At 65.1% G+C, this 17070-nt stretch carries 17 protein-coding genes; 8 read left to right on the plus strand and 9 right to left on the minus strand.

The window, feature by feature from the left end; translation table 11 throughout:
• Positions 1-24: 24 nt before the first annotated feature.
• Entirely contained in the window at positions 25-1521 is a 1497-nt protein-coding gene (locus HRC28_RS23320) for an aldehyde dehydrogenase (RefSeq protein WP_182377742.1), read from the minus strand.
• Complete coding sequence (locus HRC28_RS23325; protein ID WP_182377743.1) at positions 1518-2474, minus strand: enoyl-CoA hydratase-related protein; 957 nt, start codon at positions 2472-2474, stop codon at positions 1518-1520. The genes HRC28_RS23320 and HRC28_RS23325 overlap by 4 nt, the downstream gene beginning before the upstream one ends.
• 79 nt (positions 2475-2553) lie before the next feature.
• On the opposite strand from HRC28_RS23325, the gene HRC28_RS23330 reads away from it, so the two are divergent.
• Complete coding sequence (locus HRC28_RS23330; protein WP_182377744.1) at positions 2554-3690, plus strand: acyl-CoA dehydrogenase family protein; 1137 nt, start codon at positions 2554-2556, stop codon at positions 3688-3690.
• Positions 3687-4658: an acyl-CoA dehydrogenase family protein gene (locus tag HRC28_RS23335; protein ID WP_182377745.1), complete on the plus strand. Its 972-nt coding sequence runs from the start codon at positions 3687-3689 to the stop codon at positions 4656-4658. The genes HRC28_RS23330 and HRC28_RS23335 overlap by 4 nt, the downstream gene beginning before the upstream one ends.
• Here HRC28_RS23335 and HRC28_RS23340 read toward each other — a convergent pair.
• Together HRC28_RS23340 and HRC28_RS23345 are read right to left on the minus strand one after the other, a co-directional pair.
• Complete coding sequence (locus HRC28_RS23340) at positions 4655-6313, minus strand: FAD-dependent oxidoreductase (RefSeq protein WP_182377746.1); 1659 nt, start codon at positions 6311-6313, stop codon at positions 4655-4657. The two genes, HRC28_RS23335 and HRC28_RS23340, sit on opposite strands and share 4 nt — an antisense overlap.
• Positions 6314-6358: 45 nt before the next feature.
• A complete protein-coding gene (locus tag HRC28_RS23345; protein ID WP_182377747.1) occupies positions 6359-6637 on the minus strand; it encodes a hypothetical protein in 279 nt (92 codons plus the stop codon).
• 279 nt (positions 6638-6916) lie between these two features.
• Between HRC28_RS23345 and HRC28_RS23350 the strand changes: the two genes are divergently transcribed.
• Positions 6917-7765, plus strand: coding sequence for a mycofactocin-coupled SDR family oxidoreductase (locus HRC28_RS23350; protein WP_182377748.1), 849 nt, complete (start codon positions 6917-6919; stop codon positions 7763-7765).
• 207 nt (positions 7766-7972) lie between these two features.
• Positions 7973-9220 carry a hypothetical protein gene (locus HRC28_RS23355; RefSeq protein ID WP_182377749.1) on the plus strand — a complete coding sequence of 416 codons (1248 nt, stop codon included), beginning with the start codon at positions 7973-7975 and terminating at the stop codon, positions 9218-9220.
• A gap of 131 nt (positions 9221-9351) precedes the next feature.
• On the opposite strand, the gene HRC28_RS23360 is transcribed toward HRC28_RS23355, so the two are convergent.
• On the minus strand, positions 9352-9846 hold the full coding sequence (locus HRC28_RS23360) for a flavin reductase family protein (protein WP_182377750.1): 495 nt from the start codon (positions 9844-9846) through the stop codon (positions 9352-9354).
• A 132-nt stretch (positions 9847-9978) separates the two neighbouring features.
• Positions 9979-10815, minus strand: coding sequence for a mycofactocin-coupled SDR family oxidoreductase (locus HRC28_RS23365; RefSeq protein ID WP_182377751.1), 837 nt, complete (start codon positions 10813-10815; stop codon positions 9979-9981).
• A 188-nt stretch (positions 10816-11003) separates the two neighbouring features.
• Here HRC28_RS23365 and HRC28_RS23370 point away from each other — a divergent pair, with 188 nt between their 5' ends.
• Positions 11004-12245: a cytochrome P450 gene (locus HRC28_RS23370; RefSeq protein WP_182377752.1), complete on the plus strand. Its 1242-nt coding sequence runs from the start codon at positions 11004-11006 to the stop codon at positions 12243-12245.
• 16 nt (positions 12246-12261) lie between these two features.
• Here HRC28_RS23370 and HRC28_RS23375 read toward each other — a convergent pair whose 3' ends face one another.
• Complete coding sequence (locus tag HRC28_RS23375) at positions 12262-13332, minus strand: zinc-binding dehydrogenase (RefSeq protein WP_182377753.1); 1071 nt, start codon at positions 13330-13332, stop codon at positions 12262-12264.
• A 19-nt stretch (positions 13333-13351) separates the two neighbouring features.
• On the minus strand, positions 13352-14380 hold the full coding sequence (locus HRC28_RS23380; RefSeq protein WP_182377754.1) for a phosphotransferase family protein: 1029 nt from the start codon (positions 14378-14380) through the stop codon (positions 13352-13354).
• A 140-nt stretch (positions 14381-14520) separates the two neighbouring features.
• Here HRC28_RS23380 and HRC28_RS23385 point away from each other — a divergent pair, with 140 nt between their 5' ends.
• Genes HRC28_RS23385 through HRC28_RS23395 form a run of 3 tightly spaced genes read left to right on the plus strand, consistent with a single transcriptional unit; the run spans position 14521 to position 16348 of the window.
• The gene (locus HRC28_RS23385; protein WP_182377755.1) at positions 14521-15675 is read left to right on the plus strand and encodes a thiolase family protein; all 1155 of its coding nucleotides are present in this window, start codon (positions 14521-14523) and stop codon (positions 15673-15675) included.
• Positions 15672-16157 (plus strand): Zn-ribbon domain-containing OB-fold protein, encoded by a 486-nt coding sequence (locus HRC28_RS23390; protein WP_182377756.1) that lies wholly within the window; start codon positions 15672-15674, stop codon positions 16155-16157. The genes HRC28_RS23385 and HRC28_RS23390 overlap by 4 nt, the downstream gene beginning before the upstream one ends.
• On the plus strand, positions 16154-16348 hold the full coding sequence (locus tag HRC28_RS23395) for a ferredoxin (protein WP_182377757.1): 195 nt from the start codon (positions 16154-16156) through the stop codon (positions 16346-16348). Before HRC28_RS23390 ends, HRC28_RS23395 begins: the two co-directional genes overlap by 4 nt.
• Here HRC28_RS23395 and HRC28_RS23400 read toward each other — a convergent pair whose 3' ends face one another.
• Entirely contained in the window at positions 16349-17068 is a 720-nt protein-coding gene (locus HRC28_RS23400; protein ID WP_202033162.1) for an SDR family NAD(P)-dependent oxidoreductase, read from the minus strand.
• Positions 17069-17070: the final 2 nt, after the last annotated feature.

Genomic DNA, 17070 nt, shown 5'->3' on the forward strand with positions numbered 1-17070 from the left:
GGATTTCAGCGCCGCTTTCGTGCGTCACGCCTGTTCGTCGCGGTAGCGCTCAGGGATGCCTTCCAGCACCACCGTCTTCGTCTCCAGATAGGGCAGTACTCCTTCGACGCCTCCCTCGCGACCGATCCCGGACTGCTTGAAGCCACCGAACGAGATACCGAAGTCCAGGCGGAAGGCGTTGTGACCAACCGTTCCCGACTGGAGCCGGGCGGCGATCTGCCGAGCGCGGTCGACGTCCTCGGTGAAGACCGAGGAGTTCAATCCATAGATCGTGTCGTTGGCGATCCGGACAGCGTCATCCTCGTCGTTGGCCGGAAGCACACTCAGCACGGGGCCGAAGATCTCTTCCTGGGCGATCGTCGCAGAGCTCTGCACGTTGCCGAAGACCGTCGGTTCCACGAAGTAACCGCGGTCGAGGTGCGCGGGACGCCCGCCGCCGGTGACCAGCGTGGCGCCTTCTTCCACGCCAGTCCGGATCAGGCCCTCGACGCGATCGCGCTGCCGCTCCATCGCCAGCGGACCCATCTGCGAGCTCGGGTCGAAGGCGTCACCGACGCGCACGTTCGCGAACAGGTCCCCCAGGATGCCGACGAGCTCGTCGTGGCGGTCGCGGCCCACGATGACGCGGGTGAGCGAGGCACACACCTGACCGGTGAGCCGGCACTCCTGCTCCGCGATCACACGCGCCGCCTCCTCCAGGTTGGCGTCATCGAGGATGACGGCAGCAGACTTTCCGCCCAACTCCAGCGTGTAGCGCCCCACCCGCTCCGCCATGATCGCCCCGATCCGCCTGCCCGCAGCCGTGGAGCCAGTGAAGGAGATCTTGTCGACCCGGTGATCCCGGACCAGACCCTCCGAGACCTCGCGATCGGCGGTCACGACGTTGAGAACACCAGCCGGGAGACCGATCTCCTCGGCGATCTCGGCAATCACATAGGCCGCACCGGGCGCCTCGGGGGAGGCCTTCAGGACCGTCGTACAACCGGTCAACAACGCCGGGGCGATCTTGTACAACGCGAGCCACAGGGGGCCGTTCCACGGCACGATAGCTCCGACCACGCCGACCGGCTCCCGGACCTTCAGCCCGAACTGGCCAGCAGTCGGCGGGACCACTTCCTCCCAGGGGTACGTCGAAGCCAGGTTCGCGTAGTACTCGAGGATGGTCGCCGTCTTCTCGCCGCTCGTCGTCGCGGTGCTGAACAGCGCTCCCGATTCGCGCGGCCAGATCTGTGCCAAGGTGTCGCCGCGCTCGCGCAACGCCTTGCCGAAGGCGAACAGGTACTCGGCGCGTTCGACATGCGTGAACTTCGACCAGGGGCCGTCGTCGAACGCTGCCCGCGCCGCGGTGATCGCGCGATCCATGTCGCCAGCCGCCGCTTCGGCGACCCGGTAGTAGAACTCTTCGGTGTTCGAATCGATGACGTCGAAGGTTCGATCCGTCGAGGGCCTGGTCCACTCGCCGCCAATGTAGAAGCGATCGGGATAGCGCACCGGGCACTCCAGTTGCTGGCTGATACTCACTTCATCGACCTTTCCGTGCCGTGCTCTGCATGTGGTGATCCGAATGGCGGGTTTGCCGTGGTCGCGCCGACCTGCTCAAAGGGGTCGGGCCAGGTGTGGTCCAACACCGGTTCGCGCTTCTCGGCGAATGCCCGCGGGCCTTCGAGGAAGGCACCGGAGAGAAGGACTCGATGCAGCACGGCCTCGTAGTAGCGCTGCTGCTCGGCCATCATGGCGTCGCGCCAGAACTTGAGCACGGCCTTGGTGCCCCAGACGGCCGGACCAGAGTTCGCCGCGATCATGTCGGCCTTGGCCAGGGCGGCGTCCATCAGTTCACCGGGTTCGACGACCTGCTGAACCAGCCCGAGGTTCTTTGCCTCAGCAGCGCTCAATCTGCTGCCGCTCAACATCATGTCCATCACCGCACCCATGGGCATCAACCGCGGCAGCACATTCACCGCGACGCCGGCGAGAATGCCGCGCTTCACCTCGAACACGCCGAACCACGCATTGGTCGAGGCGATCCTGATGTCACAGCAAATGCTCAACTCGAGGCCGCCCGCGACGGCCAGGCCGTTGACGGCGGCGATCACCGGCTTCTCGCTGGCCGCGACGCCGCCGATGTCGGGACTGGGCGAGAGTGGGATCGACGATCCCGCGGCCGCCTTCTTCGCCATCTCCTTGAGGTCACCGCCCGCGCAGAACGCGCGGTCACCAGCCCCGGTGATGATGCCGACACTCTGGCCCGGATCGGCGTTCAACTCGGCGATCCCGGCCGCCAGCTCCTCCTTGACGGTTCCGCCCAGGGAGTTCATGTGTTCGGGACGGTTGATGGTGAAGACCGTTGTCCTGCCGTGCCTGGTGATGACGACGTCGCTCACGAATAGCCCTTCAATGTGGCAATGTGGAATTCCAGTGACAATACAATCCAGATAATTCTTGGTCGCATTTCGAGAATGCCCAGTGTATTGCAATCTCCATTGAGCATATGATGCATATTGGCATTAATGAATACCTTGGGTTCGCCATATTTCAACTTGTCCGGAGGGCAAGATGCATCTGAACAACACCGCTGAGTTCGCCGCTTTCCGCGGCCTGGCCCGTACCTGGATAGAAGAGAACAAGCCGACCGAGCCCCGCCCCACCACCTTTGGCCCTGAACTGCGCGAGTACGACGCGGCATGGCAGCGAAGGCAGTTCGAGGGAGGATGGTCCGGAATCGACTGGGAGCCTGAGTACGGCGGCAGGGGCCTGTCCCTCTTCGAGCAGATCATCTGGTACGAAGAACTCGTCCGAGCGGGTGCGCCGATGGACACCGTCTTCACGGTGGCGTTCGGCCATGCCGGACCCACCTTGATCGCCCGCGGAACCGAAGCTCAGAAATCCTTCTTCCTGCCCAGGATCCTGCGCGGCGAGACCCCCTGGTGCCAGGGATTCTCTGAACCCAACGCCGGATCAGACCTGGCAAGTCTGCAGACCAAGGGCGTGATCGATGGCGACGAAATCGTCATCACCGGCCAGAAGACCTGGACGTCCTATGGCCAGTGGTCCGACTACGGCGAGCTCCTGGTCCGTACCGACCCGGAGGTGCCCAAGCACAAGGGACTGACCTGGCTGGTGATGGACATGCACCTTCCCGGTGTCGACGTCCGGCCGATCACCTCGATCGACGGGTTCCCGCACAACTGCGAGGTCTTCTACGACGAAGTCCGGGTGCCGTTGGCCAACGTGGTGGGTGGCGTGAACAACGGTTGGAGCGTCGCGCTGTCGACACTGGCCGCCGAACGCGGGCCGGCATTCCTCGACCAGCGTCTCGGCCTGGTGCGCCACGTCGACGACCTGGTCGCGCACGCCAAGGAGACCGGGAAACTCCGCGACGAGTCGATCCGCAACCGGCTGGCCGAGGCGCGCGCCGCTGCCGCAGCTGTCCGGTCCATGGCGTACCTGCAGGTCTCGCTTGCCCGCAAGGGTGAGCAGCCCAGTTCAGAGACCACGTCGGTACGCACCTTCTACACCGAACTGACGATCGAGGTCGCGCGGCTTGGCCTCGACATCGTCGGCGTCGAGGCGCTCGAGATGGTGCCTGACAGTCGGCACTGGCTGAGCAAATTCTCGGCCACGATCGCCGGCGGGACGAAGGACATCCAGAAGAACATCATTGGAGAACGAGTGTTGGGACTACCGAGATGATGCTTGCCCCGTCTGCGGAACAGCAGAACATTGCCGAGTCGGTTGCGGACTTCCTCAGCTCCGAGGTGCCGATGACGACCGTGCGTCGCCTCTGGAACGAAGAGCGTTCGGTCGACGACAAGACCTGGCGTCGGAGCGTTGAGATGGGTTGGTTCGCGCTGTCGGTCCCGGAAGAGGCCGGGGGCGTGGGCCTGGGCCTGGGCGAGGAGGTGATGCTGTTTCGTGAGGTCGGCCGATTCGCGACACCGGGGCCCTTCCGGGCGACCGCACTGGCCGCCTATCTCGCGTCCCGTACGGGCAACACCGAGGTCCTCGCAGCGATCCTCAGCGGCGAGCAGCGGGTCGGGTTGAAGGTCGGCGACCAGGCACTCGATGCCCACCCCGGGGACCTGCTGCTCGAGCTCGATGATGAACACCCGCGCATCTACGAGATCGATACCTGCACGCCCCTTGTCCCAACCGACCCCGGCGTCAGACTGGCGCGCGCCAGCGTCGGCAAAGTCGTCGTCGAAGCCGCTGGCGTGGCCCTGCTCTCCCGAGCCCGGGTACTCGCGGCCGCCGAACTTCTCGGGGTCATCGAAGCGACCAGGGACATGTCCGCGAGCTACGCCCAGGTGCGCCGCCAGTTCGACAAGCCGATCGGTAGCCATCAAGCCGTCAAGCACCGGTGCGCAGACATGGCGGTCGGCGCCTACGCCGTCACGGCCCAGGTCTTCGCCGCCGCGGTCTCAGTGAGCGAAGCGCATCCAGACGCAGCGTTCCACGCTGCCGCCGCGCACGTCCTTGCGTCAGCGCGGGCCCGGAGAGCGACTGCCGACAACGTCCAGAACCACGGCGGCATTGGCTACACCTGGGAGCAGGACGCACACGTGTACCTCAAGCGTGCGCTCACTCTGGAACTGTCCTGCGGAAGCAGGCAAGCCGGGTATGACGCCCTGATCGCGCCCGAGCGACACGAGTTCCGCTAAGCCGTCCTGCCGCGGGCGAGCGCCACCATCGGGCCCACTTCGGTGAGCTTGATGCGCGGTCGCCCGCGGTCCTTGCCGCGTTGGCGCTCGGCGCGGTCGATCGAGGCCCATCCCGCTCCGTCAATCGCGTCGGGCTGCCGGTCGGCGACCAGCGCCGCCAGGTCGACGGCGGACCGGACCGAGTCGGACAGCAATCCTGCTCGGGCGTCCTCCACCAGTGCGGCGACAGTCTCCTTCGCACACCACTTGTTGGTGCCGATGACCCCGGACGCACCACGCTTGATCCAACCTGCCGTGTAGACCCCGGTCAGGGGCTCGCCCGTGACCGGATCGAGCACCCGTCCATCGGCCTGCGGCAGCACCCCCCCTGCGTCGTCGAAGGGCAGGCTCGGCACCGGCACTCCCCGGTAGCCGATGGAACGAAGCACCAGGCTGGTGGTGATGACCTCGGTCCGGCCTGTCGGATGCGCCTGGATCGTCCCGTCCGGTCCGGCCATCAGCACGTTGTTGCCCACCGTGATGCTGTGCACCCGGTCGGCGCCATGAATCTCGGTGGGCGTTGTCAGGAACCGGAACACGATTCGCTTCTTCGCCGGGTCGAGGGTCCGGCCCGCATACTCTGCGGCCAACTCCACCTTGAGACCGCCTTCTCCCGATCCGCTCTCCTCGGAGAGTTCTGCCGGATCGATCACGACGTCGAGGTCGGCAAGGCGGCCGAGAGCCAGGAATTCCGGACTGGTGTACGCCGCCTGCGCCGGGCCACGGCGCCCGAGCACCACCACTTCCCGCACCCGACTCTCACGCAGGGCCGCGAGCGCGTGCTCAGCAATGTCCGTGCGAGCCAGTTCGTCTGGGTCCGTGAGCAAGATCCGGGCCACATCCAGCGCAACGTTCCCGTTGCCGACGATCACGGCACGTTCGCCGCTCAGGTCGAAGGTGTGGCCGGCGTGGTCGGGGTGGCCGTTGTACCAGCCGACGAACTCCGTGGCCGGGTGGCTTCCGGCGAGATCCTCGCCCGGGACGTTCAGCCGGCGATCGGCAGACGCGCCGACGGCATAGAGAACGGCGTGATGATGTTCCAGCAGTTCGTCGTGGGTCAGGTGGTGGCCGATCTCGACGTTCAAATGGAAGTTGAACGTCGGCTTCGAGAGCATCGACCTGAACGACTCCGTCACCGCCTTGGTCCCCGCGTGGTCCGGGGCGACGCCGGCACGGACCAGTCCCCACGGCGTCGGCAACCGATCGAACATCTCCACTTCGACGGACCGTCGTCCGAGCCGCAGCAATTCCTCGGCGGCGTAACACGCTGCCGGACCGGCGCCGACAATCGCTACCCGGAGCGGGGACTCCCGTTCCGGGAACCGTGGTGCCGTCGGCGGAGGCGACACTGGTTCGAGCGGATGGGCGGCGAAGTAGTCCGCATTGATGGCTGCGTACCTCAGGTCGAAGTCCGTCAGCTCGTTGTCGGGGAAGATCGCGCCGACCGGGCAGGCATCTGTACAAGCGCCACAGTCAATGCAGGTGGCACCATCGATGTAGAGCATTTCAGCGGTGGCGAAGGCCGGATCGCCGGGTGCCGGTCGGATGCAGTCGACCGGGCAGACATCGATGCAGCTCGCGTCGTTGCAGCAGGGCTGGGTGATCACATATGCCATCAGGATCCTCGGGGCGGGGAGTGCGGTCGAACGGGTCGGGCGTGGTCAGTCCGCCTCGGGAACCTCGGCGAAGGCGGTGGGGCAGGGGGACCGTGGCAGGACCCGGAACACCCAGCATCCGCCGACGGAGTACTGCTCGAGTTCCGCGGCCGGCAGGTCGTAGTAGTGCACCAATCGAGGTGCACGCTCGTCGGTCAGGACCCGGGTCGGGTCGACACGCTCACCGCGCTCGAGCAGTTCGCGGTAATCCTCGACCCGCCGATTCCCCTTGTACCTGACCCAAGCCTCGCCCAGGTCCGAAAGATCCCCGATTTCGATGAGCATGACTGACGTTCCACCTTTGTCTCCGGCGCCGATTTAATTACGCCTCGCACGCGAACGCGGTACTTCAACGTTTCATTCTTCGAAAAGTATCATAGGCATTCCGCGCTGTCGACAAAGGTCACCCCACTGCAATTTGCCAGAAATTCCAATTCATTGACGAGACTTAGTTTGATGGATACGTTCCGTTCCCATGAATGTGGTCACATCCCACAATGCCGAGGTACTTGAATCAATTCCCGGATCGCGAGCAATGGGAAATAGTGCATCAGGCGGCATCCGATGAGCCGACCGCGCGTCGAGGGCAAGGTCGCACTGGTCACCGGTGCCGGGAGGGGCCAGGGGCGCAGTCATGCCGTTCGGCTGGCCGAAGAGGGCGCCGACATCATTGCGATCGACATCTGCCGACAGATCGACAGCTCACCCATTGCACTGTCGACGGCCGAGGACCTGGCTTCGACCGCGCAGATGGTCGAAGCGCTCGGTCGCCGGGCGCACGCCGCCCAGACCGATGTCAGGGATCTCGATGCACTGACCGACGTGATCAACCAAGGGGTCGCGAAGCTCGGACGGCTGGACATCGTGGTGGCCAATGCCGGAATCTTCAGCGTCGGGCGGCTCGAAGACCTCGACGAGACCGCCTGGCGGGACATGCTCGACGTCAACCTGACCGGGGTCTGGCAGAGCGTCCGGGCGGCCGTTCCGCACCTGCGCAGAGAGGGCGGCGGCTCGATCGTTCTGATCAGCTCGACCGCAGGCATACGCGGCTCCCGCAACATCGGCCACTACTCAGCAGCCAAGCACGGCGTGATCGGTCAGATGAAGACGTGGGCACTCGAACTCGCCAGCGACTCCATCCGCGTGAATGCCGTGGTCCCCACCACCGTTGACACCCCGATGGTGCAGAACCCCTATGTCTACGGGCTGTTCGCCCCGGATCTGGACGAAGCGGACCGCACGCGGGAAATCATTGGTGAACGATTCCAGCGTACGAGCGCCCTCCCTGTTCCCTGGGTCGAACCGCTGGACATTTCGAATGCGGTGCTCTGGCTGGCGTCCGAAGAGTCCCGTTTCGTCTCCGGAACCGTGTTGCCCGTCGATCTGGGCAATCTCCTGCTTCCCAGCACCTAGCCGGGTCGGCGCCGGACGGAATCGCTCTGAGTCCATTCCGGCGCACTCCGTTGTTCGGCGCTTTTGCGCGCTCGGCGGAGCTTCTTTTCGTCCTTCATTTCCTGAGGAGAGCTTGTGAGAAATAGATACTTCCGCCTGGCCGTTTTCGCGTGCGCCGCGGCCCTGATCCTGTCCGGATGTGGCGGCAGCAATGCGTCGGATCGGGACGTGCTTCCCGCCGCCGCAGTCAAGGTGACCGATCCCGACACCGCGGACACCCAACCGCTCCCGGCCGCGTCCGCGGCCACCGGCTCACCGATCAAGATCGGGTTTCCCTACACGGATTGGCAAGCACTCAAGGAGGCTGGATTCCCGGTCGACTTCCGTGACGACGACGCCGAGCAGATCGACGCCCTCGTGGCGTGGGCGAACGCCCACGGGGGGCTCGGTGGCCACGTGATCGAGCCCGTCAAGGTGAAGGTGACCACGGTCGATCCCAACTCCCCCCAGGCAGCGTGCCTGAAGCTCACCCAGGAGCAGAAGGTGTTCGCGGTCGTCGACGTGAGCGTCTACCGATCACGACCCACCTGTGTGACCAAGCAGAACGACACCCTCATGCTGAGCGCCTATCCCGGGGCTGGAGTCGACTATCTGGACCAGTTCCCGAACATGATGGCCGGCATTGCCGATCTCGAACAGCAGGCCGGTGACATGATCGGCGGAGGCGCCGAAATGGGCTTCTTCGAGATCCCCGGCAAGCTCGGGATCCTGCGCAACGGCTGCGACCCCGACGAGGTCTGGGACGGCGCGAACGGCGTCTATGCACTCTTGGACGAGATGGGCATCTCCGACGGCGACTACGTGGAGTACAGGGACGCCTGCGACCGCGGTGTCACCTCGGGCGCAACTGCTGCGCAGGCGCTCCTCGGCTTCAAGGCCGCCAACGTCACCAAGATCATCGCCGGCACCGGCGGATTGCTCGAGAAGACGGTTTCGGCCCAGGGCCAGAAGCAAGGGTTCGAACCGGCCTGGCTGATCGGCGACTTCTCGGCGACGATCCAGAACTCGAACCTGCTGAACAACGACAACATCGACGGCGCGTACGGCGTCAGCGGAACTGTTCTGGACTACGCCGACAGCCCCGGGGCAGACCTGTGCAGCGAGATCTTCGCAGCGAAGGGCCTGCCTGCCCTGAAGAGCATCGACGTCGACGTGAACGCCGGATTCCGGTGCGATGCCGTCGTCCAGCTCGTGCAGATCGGAGCCCTGATGGGGGCCGATGCCACCCCCGCGACGTATGCCGCAGCAGCCCAGAAGGCTGGAAACCTCTTCACGGCGCAGACGTTCGGCGTCACCTACGGTGAGGGCGATCTGCTCGGCGCCGAGAAGGTTGCCCTCTTCCGCTACGACAGCGGACGGCAGGAATGGGCCATGCAGGGCGAACCCATCACGGCACCGCACATCCCGCAGGACTGAACCACCGGTCACACTGTCGAAAACCCCAGTTGGCGCGGGCCGTGAGGCCCGCGCCAACAGAGGATCGCCCGCCGTGGGAGACGGCGGGCGATCAGACCCGAGTGATCAGCCCGGGTGGCAGACAGGGGCGATCACCCCAGAGTGTGGAACGCACGCTTGAAGTAGATCGTCGGGTCGTCAGCACCCAGATGAGTGTCGACAACTCGACCGACCAGGATCGTGTGATCCCCGGCGACGATCTTGTCGTGAGCGACGCAGTCCAGGCGGAAGGAAGCGTCCGCGAGGATCGGGACACCATCGGCGTTGACCTCGAAGCCAGCGTCGGCGAACTTGTTCTCGCCACGGGTGGCGAACCGGAGCGCGAGTTCGGAGTGCGCGCGGTGCAGGACGTGGATCGTCCACCGCTCGGCGCCCGCGAATGCCGGGTGGCATTGGGCCGTGTCGGCGAGACAGACGAGCACCAGGGCGGGGTCCATCGACACCGAACAGAACGAGGTGGCGGTGAAGCCCCAGAACTCGCCGGTGGCATCGGTGGTCGTCACGATGGTGACGCCGCTGGGGAACGAGGACATGGCATCGCGGAAACGCTCAGGTGCGTTCACGTCCCCGGGGGCGGTCACAGTCATTTTACTCCTTCAGGAAGGCCCACGGTGATTTCTTCACCCAGGTCGTGCTTTACGAAAATCGTGACAGGGCCGAGCAGTTGGAACAGTCGTAGTAATACGAATATCGGTACCGAATCAAGCACCGATTCCCGCCTATTTCAGAAGACAGCCGGCGTCGATCGGCAAGCTGACACCCGTGACATACCGGCCTTCGTCCGAGACGAGGAAGAGCAACGCATTGGAGAGATCGGACGTCTCCAACCAGGGAATCGGGAGGGCGTGCGACAACGCGAACCGCTCTGCCAGCGCCTCCCGGGTCCGGTCCTCCGGCGCCAGGTCGGGCGCCCAGAGTTCGTACATGGCCGCGTTCTGCAAAATGGGGGTGTCCACCATCGCCGGGTGCACCGTGTTGACCCGGATGTGGTCCGCGGCAAGCTCGAGCGCCAGGCTGCGCATCAGGCCGACGACCCCGTGTTTGCCCGCGACGTAGGCGCCGGCATTCTGGGCTCCCCGAAGGCCGGCGACCGAGCTGGTGATCACCATCGCACCACCCCCGGCAGCACGCAGGTGCGGAACGGTGGCCTTGGCCGTCAGCCAGGCACCGGTGAGATTGACGTCAATACTTTCGTGCCACGCCTTCTCGTCCAGATCCTCCAGGCGAGCCGAGCTGAACACACCGTGATTGACGGCCACGATGTCGAGCCGGCCGAGCACCGCCACAGCATCGTCGACGCCAGCCTTCAGTGCGGCAAAGTCACGCACGTCGATCTCCAGCGGCACGATGCGACGTCCGAGTTCCTCAACCAGCTTCACGGTCTCGGCCATGTCGTCGGGAGTCGCCAGGTCGTACTGGAGGGTGTCCATCGGACGACAGATGTCGATCGCGATGATGTCCGCGCCCTCTTCGGCCAGTCGTACTGCATGGCTACGCCCTTGTCCGCGCGCAGCTCCCGTGATCAGTGCGACCTTGCCCTGAACTCTTCCAGCCATGGGGAGACCTTCCAGTGAAACGAATGTCGAATAAATGTCGTCGATGGACGATATTGCAATGATTGGATTGCAATTGAAGTATTGTCAAGGAAATAGGAATTGTTTCTGCAATTCCATTTATGGCATAAGGTGAATCTCGTACAGGTCGACTCGCCCGCGGGCGATTCAAGGTGAGACGTGGAGATTCAATGACCAGCATTACGGACATCAACTTCTTCGATCCCGAAGCGTTTGCGGACGGCCGCGCCGAAGAATGGCTGACCTACCTGCGCGAGCACGCGCCGGTGTGGCGGCACCCCGACCCGACCGGTGGCCCCGGGGTCTGGATGATCACCAAGCACGAAGACGTCCGGATGATCAGCCGCACGCCCGAGATCTTCAGTGCCGACCGGGACAACGGCGGCATCAACGGCATGTCCCTGGCCGAGATGGAGCAACTGCGCAAGGCCGCTGTCGGCACCGGCAAGATGTTCATCCACATGGACCCGCCGGAGCATGGTCCCTATCGAAAGAATCTGTCTCCCGGCTTCTCACACCGGGTCATCGACCGCTTCACGGACGACATCCAGACCATCACGGACCACGTGCTGGACCGGGCCATGGAGAAGGGCCGCTTCGACTTCATCAGCGAGGTCGCGTGCGAGATCCCGCTGAATCTGGTGGCCGACGTCCTGGGCGTTCCCGAGGAGGACCGGCACTGGCTCTTCGAGCACGTCGAGAACAACAAGACCCCACCCTCGCCGGACCTGTACCGGGACGAGACCTTCATGAAGACGTCCCAGGACTCGATCAAGGCCATCCGCAACTACGGTGAGGACCTGCTCAGGAAGCGAGCTCTCGAACCGACGGACGATCTGGTCACCAGGCTCGCGTTGGGGCAGGTCAACGGCGAGCCGGTGCCACTGGCCAACAATGTGTCCAACTTCCACATGCTCTGGGGAGCCGGAGCGGAGACGACCCGGACAGCCCTCGCCTGGGGCATGTACGCCCTCATGAAGCACCCGGAGCAGTACCAACTCCTGCGGGATGACCCGTCGTTGCTGGACGGTCCGGCCGTGGACGAGATCCTTCGCTGGGCCTCCCCGGTCCACCGCTTCCGCCGCAACGTCATGGAGGACATCGAGGTTCGCGGCCAGCAGTTGTCCAAGGGCGACGGCGTCATGGTGTGGTACTCGTCGGCGAACCGCGACGAAGAAGTCTTCGAGGACCCGTTCACCTTCGACGTGACCCGGGAACCCAACCCGCACCTGGCCTTCGGCGGCGGCGGCCCCCACTTCTGCATGGGCAACCACCTGGCCAAACTCGAGCTCAAGCTCGTCTTCAGCGAGATCATCCGCCGGGTCCCCGAACCGAAGCTGATCACCGCGCCCGAGCGCTTCAGGAACACCTTCTTCCGCGGAATCAGCTCGCTCGAGGTCGACTTCACCTGACGCGGCGCCGGCGACGTCAGTTCGGAAGGATCACCGACCGGAGGACGTCGCCGGCCTCAAGGGAAGCGAACGCCTCGCCGACCTGATCGAGTCCGATGCACCGGGACACGGCCGCACCAATGTCCAGGCGCCCGGACTCGGCGAGCTCGACAAGGACCGGCATGTCGCGCATGACCTGCGCCGAGCCGTAGAAGCTGCCGATCAGGCGCTTCTCCCGATGGAACATCATCCCCGAGGGCAACGTGACGGTCGCGTCCGGCGCCCCCATCCCGACGACGACAGCCATGCCACGGGGACGTGCGGTCTCGTACGCCTGGACGATCGTCGAGGCCAGCCCGACCACTTCGAAGGCGTAGTCCGTGCCTCTGCCTTCGGTCAGGGCACGGATCTGTTCGACGGGATCACCCGCAGCGGGATCGATCAGGTCGGTGGCACCCACTGCCGCCGCCGCGGCACGCTTGGCACCGTTCGGGTCGACGACGAAGATGCGCCCAGCACCGGCGATGCGCGCTCCCTGGACAGCGAAGATCCCCACTCCACCGCAGCCGTACACAGTGACCGTCGATCCTGGTTGGACCTTGGCGCTCCACAGCGCTGCACCGACGCCGGTCGTGACGCCGCAGCCGATCAGCGCGAGTTGCTCAGCCGGAAGGTCCGTCCGGACCGGCACCAGCGAGATCTCCGGCACCACCATCTCCTGTGCCCAGGTGCCGAGGCCGGACATGGCGACGATATCGGCGCCGTCCACCCTGGCTCGAGGAATGGCCGCCACGCGGGAGGTCTCTTCGCACTGGGTGGACTCACCGCGGGCGCAGTAGAAGCAGTTCCCGCAGACCGGCGCGAACGACGCTATGACCCGGTCGCCCACACGCAGCCGGTTCACCTGACGCCCGACCTCCACCACTGTCCCGGCACCCTCATGGCCCATGATCGACGGCGGCCCGGGCCGGCGGGTCCGCAAGAGGTCGGTGTGGCACACGCCGCTGGCGTCCACCCGAACTCGCGCCTCACGTGGGCCCACCGGCAACGACTCCACGTCGCGCACCACGACCGGCGCCCCGGACTCCGTCTTCAATGCAGCCTTCATGCCAACTCCTGCTTGCTCGTCATCGGGCGTGCTTCGCGAAGACCTCGCCCAAGCGACGGTCGGCGGCGAACGGGTCGCCCCGATCCGGCTGCTCGTCGCGAAGTTGATAGAGCTTGATCAGCAGGACGGCGATCCGGTACGCCGCGAACACCAGGTAGTAGTCGAAGTTCTCCAGGGGACGACCAAGCAGCTCTGCATATCCTTCAACCGTTTCTTCGATGCCCGGACACTCAATGCCCAGCCGGTCAGCCATCACCGTCTCGGTCCGCAGCCACCAGGCCAGGTCCGCCTCGGGAGGGCCCAGACAGACCTGCTCGAGGTCAAGGATCGCGCTGACGGCCAGGTCATCAGTGAACAACTGGTTGGCACGGCGAGCGTCACCCCAGACGATCCCGTTCGGGACCGACGACGGCTTGTTGGCCACCAGCCAGTCGTAGGCCTTCTCGATCGCCGGATAGGTGACGCCATCGGCGTTGGCCCAGCGGTAGTAGTCCCGGTAGTAGTGCAGCTGCTGGGCGATCCCATCCTCGCCGCGGCCCTTCTGGTCGAGGAATTCCAGGCCCAGGGTCTGCCAGTCCGCTCGGTGCAGTTTCGCCATCGCTCCAAGTCCGTTCCACCACATCTGCTTGCGGCCATCCGGGCCGAGGTCGAGCATCCAGTCCAGATCCACCAGACCCGTGCGCCCGTCCGACTTCGCCATCACGAAGAACCGGTCACCCAGGATGGAACGATCCGACTCGAAGCCGATGGCTTGCGGCATCGGCACATCGGTGTTGCGATGCAGGGCGTCGATGACCCGGTACTGCTCCTCGAAATTCGTGTCCAGGAACAGCTGGTACTGCGCCGTCGGCTCGATCCGCACCACCATGTCCTGGCGGCGCGCTGTCCCGTCACCCCAATGAGCCGTGAAGGTGAGCAGCTCACCGGACTGGCCGGCCTTGAATCCAGCCAGCTCGGACACGACCACCTCACCGTCGCCCAGCACTCCTCGCAGCCACCCGCTGAGCGCGACGCGGGTGGTGTCGGTATCCCGCTGAATCGGAATCATCGAAATCCTTTCAGAGGCTTTGAATGCCCTCATGGCGCTCATTGCTCATCAATCATGAATTGATCAAAGGAATGCTATTCTAAATGCATTCCAATACAAATGGCGGCAGAACAGTTTTGGCAGGGAGAAGCTGCAATCAAATGACATTTCGTGATCGCTATGCCATCGCCGGACTCGGGTTGACCGACCTTGGCCGATTGCCCGGCCGCGACGCACAGTCCATCAAGGCGGAGGCCATCAGCAAGGCCATCCGCGACGCTGGTCTGCGCCCCGGGGACATCGACGGGATGATCAGCCAGTCCGACATCGGTGTGCTCGACAGCGGCGGCGACCTGCCACGTCGGCTCGGGCTGTCGCCGAAGTTCTTCTGGACGCTCAAGGCCGGTGGCACCACCGGCATGTCGAGCATCCTTGCTGCGTGCGGCGCCATCCAGGCCGGGCTCGCCAGCCACGTGGTGTGCTTCTGCGGCGGCGACAGCCTCTCCTCCGCCGAGCTCGTCGGAGCGTCGAGCGCCAGTGCGAGTACGCCGGGTGCCTACGGCTTCTTCGGACCACTCGCCGACCATGCGCTGATGGCTCGCCGACACATGGCCGAATTCGGCCTGACCAAGGAGCAACTCGGTGCCGTTCCTGTGACGCTGCGCGCGAATGCGAATCTCCGGCCCGAGGCACAGTTGCACGGACGGCCGCTGAGCCTGGAGGACTACCTCGCCGAGGCTCCGGTCGTCGAACCGTTCAGCCGATCCGACAGCTGCCTGATGTCCGACGGCGGGGCGGCGATCGTGGTGACCACCGCCGATCGTGCGCGTGATCTTCCTGGGCCTACCGTTCTGGTCTCCGGCGTCGGGCTGGGCCACCAGGTGGCCAACTACTACACGAACACCAATTACCGCTCCTACGCGACCGCGACCGCCAAGGACGACGCGCTCCGCGGGGCCGGGGTCGATCTGCTCGACGTCGACTTCCTCCAGCTGTATGAACCGTTCTCGATCGGCGTCGTCATCCAACTCGAGGAGCTCGGCTTCTGTGGGCCCGGCGAAGGTGGCGCCTTCGTGGCTGACGGACACATCGCGTTGGACGGGTCGTTGCCGGTGAACACCGGCGGCGGACAGGCCGCTTGGGCGTACCTGCAGGGCTACACGCCACTGGCCGAGGCGGTCCTTCAGCTGACCGGACGGGCCGGGGCGACTCAGCTGGCGAACGCCGACATGGGCCTGGTCACCGGTCACGGCACCACCAACGAGAGCTCCGCGATGTACTCCGACGGCTGCATGATCCTCAGGAGGGATCAGTGACGACCGCACCGAAGCCGCTGCCTCTGCTCGACGACGCCCGGCCGCACTGGGACGCAGCTCGGGAGGGCAACTACCTCCTGCAACGATGCCGCGAGTGCCAGACCTACCTGGTGCCGCCGGTCTACGACTGCTTCCACTGCCACGCCGGCGCCCAGGCTCTCGAGTGGGCCGAGGTCTCCGGTCGCGGGACGCTGCACACCTTCAACATCTACCACCGGGCGTACCACCCGGGCTTCGCCGACGAGGTGCCCTACAACACCGCAATCGTCGAACTCGCCGAAGGCCCACTGGTCACCACCCGAATCGTCGACTGCGCCAACGACGACCTGGCGGTGGGGATGTCGGTCCAGGTCACCTTCGTCGACCACAACGGAACGCCGGACATCCGACTCCCGGTCTTCGCTCCGGACCGCGGCACCACCGACGACATCGACACCTCAAGCCGAGAGCCGGCGAGGAACAGGGATGGAGAAACACCGTGAAGATCAGCGTTCATGAGGATGAGTGCGAAGGCAATGCGATGTGCATGGCGATCGCACCAGACATTTTCGATGTCGACGACGACGGCATGTTGGAACTGCTCCAGGCGGAGCCGGCGGCCGACCGTCGCTCAGATGTTGAACGTGCAGTGCGCAGCTGCCCGAAGGCCGCGCTGTCCGTGACCTCGGACTGATCAGGCGCCGTAGGACGACGCTCCGCTACGGGTCATCACGATCTTCGTGATCGACGTGTTCCGACCGAGTTCGAGCAGCATGTCCACCACGGCGACGACATCGTCGACCCTGATCATCTTCTCGGCGGGGATGGTGTCCGTCGTCCACGCCGACATGTCCGTCTCGACGTACCCGGGAGCGACAGCAGTCGCACACACTCCGTGACCGGACTCCTCGAGGTTGATCGTCTCCATCAGCGAGATCAAGGCAGCCTTGGTGGCGCCGTACACGGCGAGGCCGGCCTCGGCGTACACACCGGTGATGGAGGACAGTGCGATCACCCGCGAGGCTCGACTCGGATCGGCGTCGGCGGCTGTCCGCAACAGCGGCAGGGCAGCCTGGACCAGGACCAGACCGGAGGCGAGGTTCACTTCGACGGTCTTGTCGAACCGGTCGAGCCGGGTCGATGCCACCGGGCCGGCTGTGCCGATGCCTGCATTGATGACAAGGGCATCCATCGATCCGAATGTCTCCGCGTGCAGCGCGACCAACCCTGGCAGCTCGTCGCGTGCGGCGAGGTCGGTGGCGCGATGCACGACCAAGGGTGCGCCCAGCGAGCGCAGTTCTTCGGCGACCTCGACCAGGTCCGCGTCCGCCCGGGATGTGATCGTGATCCCGTAGCCCTGCGTCGCCAGGCTGCGGGCGATCCCGCGCCCGATGCCGCGCGAAGCGCCGGTCACCA

This window comes from Nocardioides sp. WS12, from assembly GCF_014108865.1.
Taxonomy (GTDB): domain Bacteria; phylum Actinomycetota; class Actinomycetes; order Propionibacteriales; family Nocardioidaceae; genus Nocardioides.

Excerpts from the sequence above, each read along its gene's own strand:
- HRC28_RS23345 (WP_182377747.1), bottom strand. The coding sequence starts at position 6,637 with ATGCTCATCGAAATCGGGGATCTTTCGGACCTGGGCGAGGCTTGGGTC.
- HRC28_RS23350 (WP_182377748.1), top strand. The coding sequence starts at position 6,917 with ATGAGCCGACCGCGCGTCGAGGGCAAGGTCGCACTGGTCACCGGTGCC.
- HRC28_RS23380 (WP_182377754.1), bottom strand. The coding sequence starts at position 14,380 with ATGATTCCGATTCAGCGGGATACCGACACCACCCGCGTCGCGCTCAGC.
- HRC28_RS23370 (WP_182377752.1), top strand. The coding sequence starts at position 11,004 with ATGACCAGCATTACGGACATCAACTTCTTCGATCCCGAAGCGTTTGCG.
- HRC28_RS23340 (WP_182377746.1), bottom strand. The coding sequence starts at position 6,313 with ATGGCATATGTGATCACCCAGCCCTGCTGCAACGACGCGAGCTGCATC.
- HRC28_RS23360 (WP_182377750.1), bottom strand. The coding sequence starts at position 9,846 with ATGACTGTGACCGCCCCCGGGGACGTGAACGCACCTGAGCGTTTCCGC.
- HRC28_RS23385 (WP_182377755.1), top strand. The coding sequence starts at position 14,521 with ATGACATTTCGTGATCGCTATGCCATCGCCGGACTCGGGTTGACCGAC.
- HRC28_RS23330 (WP_182377744.1), top strand. The coding sequence starts at position 2,554 with ATGCATCTGAACAACACCGCTGAGTTCGCCGCTTTCCGCGGCCTGGCC.
- HRC28_RS23335 (WP_182377745.1), top strand. The coding sequence starts at position 3,687 with ATGATGCTTGCCCCGTCTGCGGAACAGCAGAACATTGCCGAGTCGGTT.
- HRC28_RS23375 (WP_182377753.1), bottom strand. The coding sequence starts at position 13,332 with ATGAAGGCTGCATTGAAGACGGAGTCCGGGGCGCCGGTCGTGGTGCGC.
- HRC28_RS23365 (WP_182377751.1), bottom strand. The coding sequence starts at position 10,815 with ATGGCTGGAAGAGTTCAGGGCAAGGTCGCACTGATCACGGGAGCTGCG.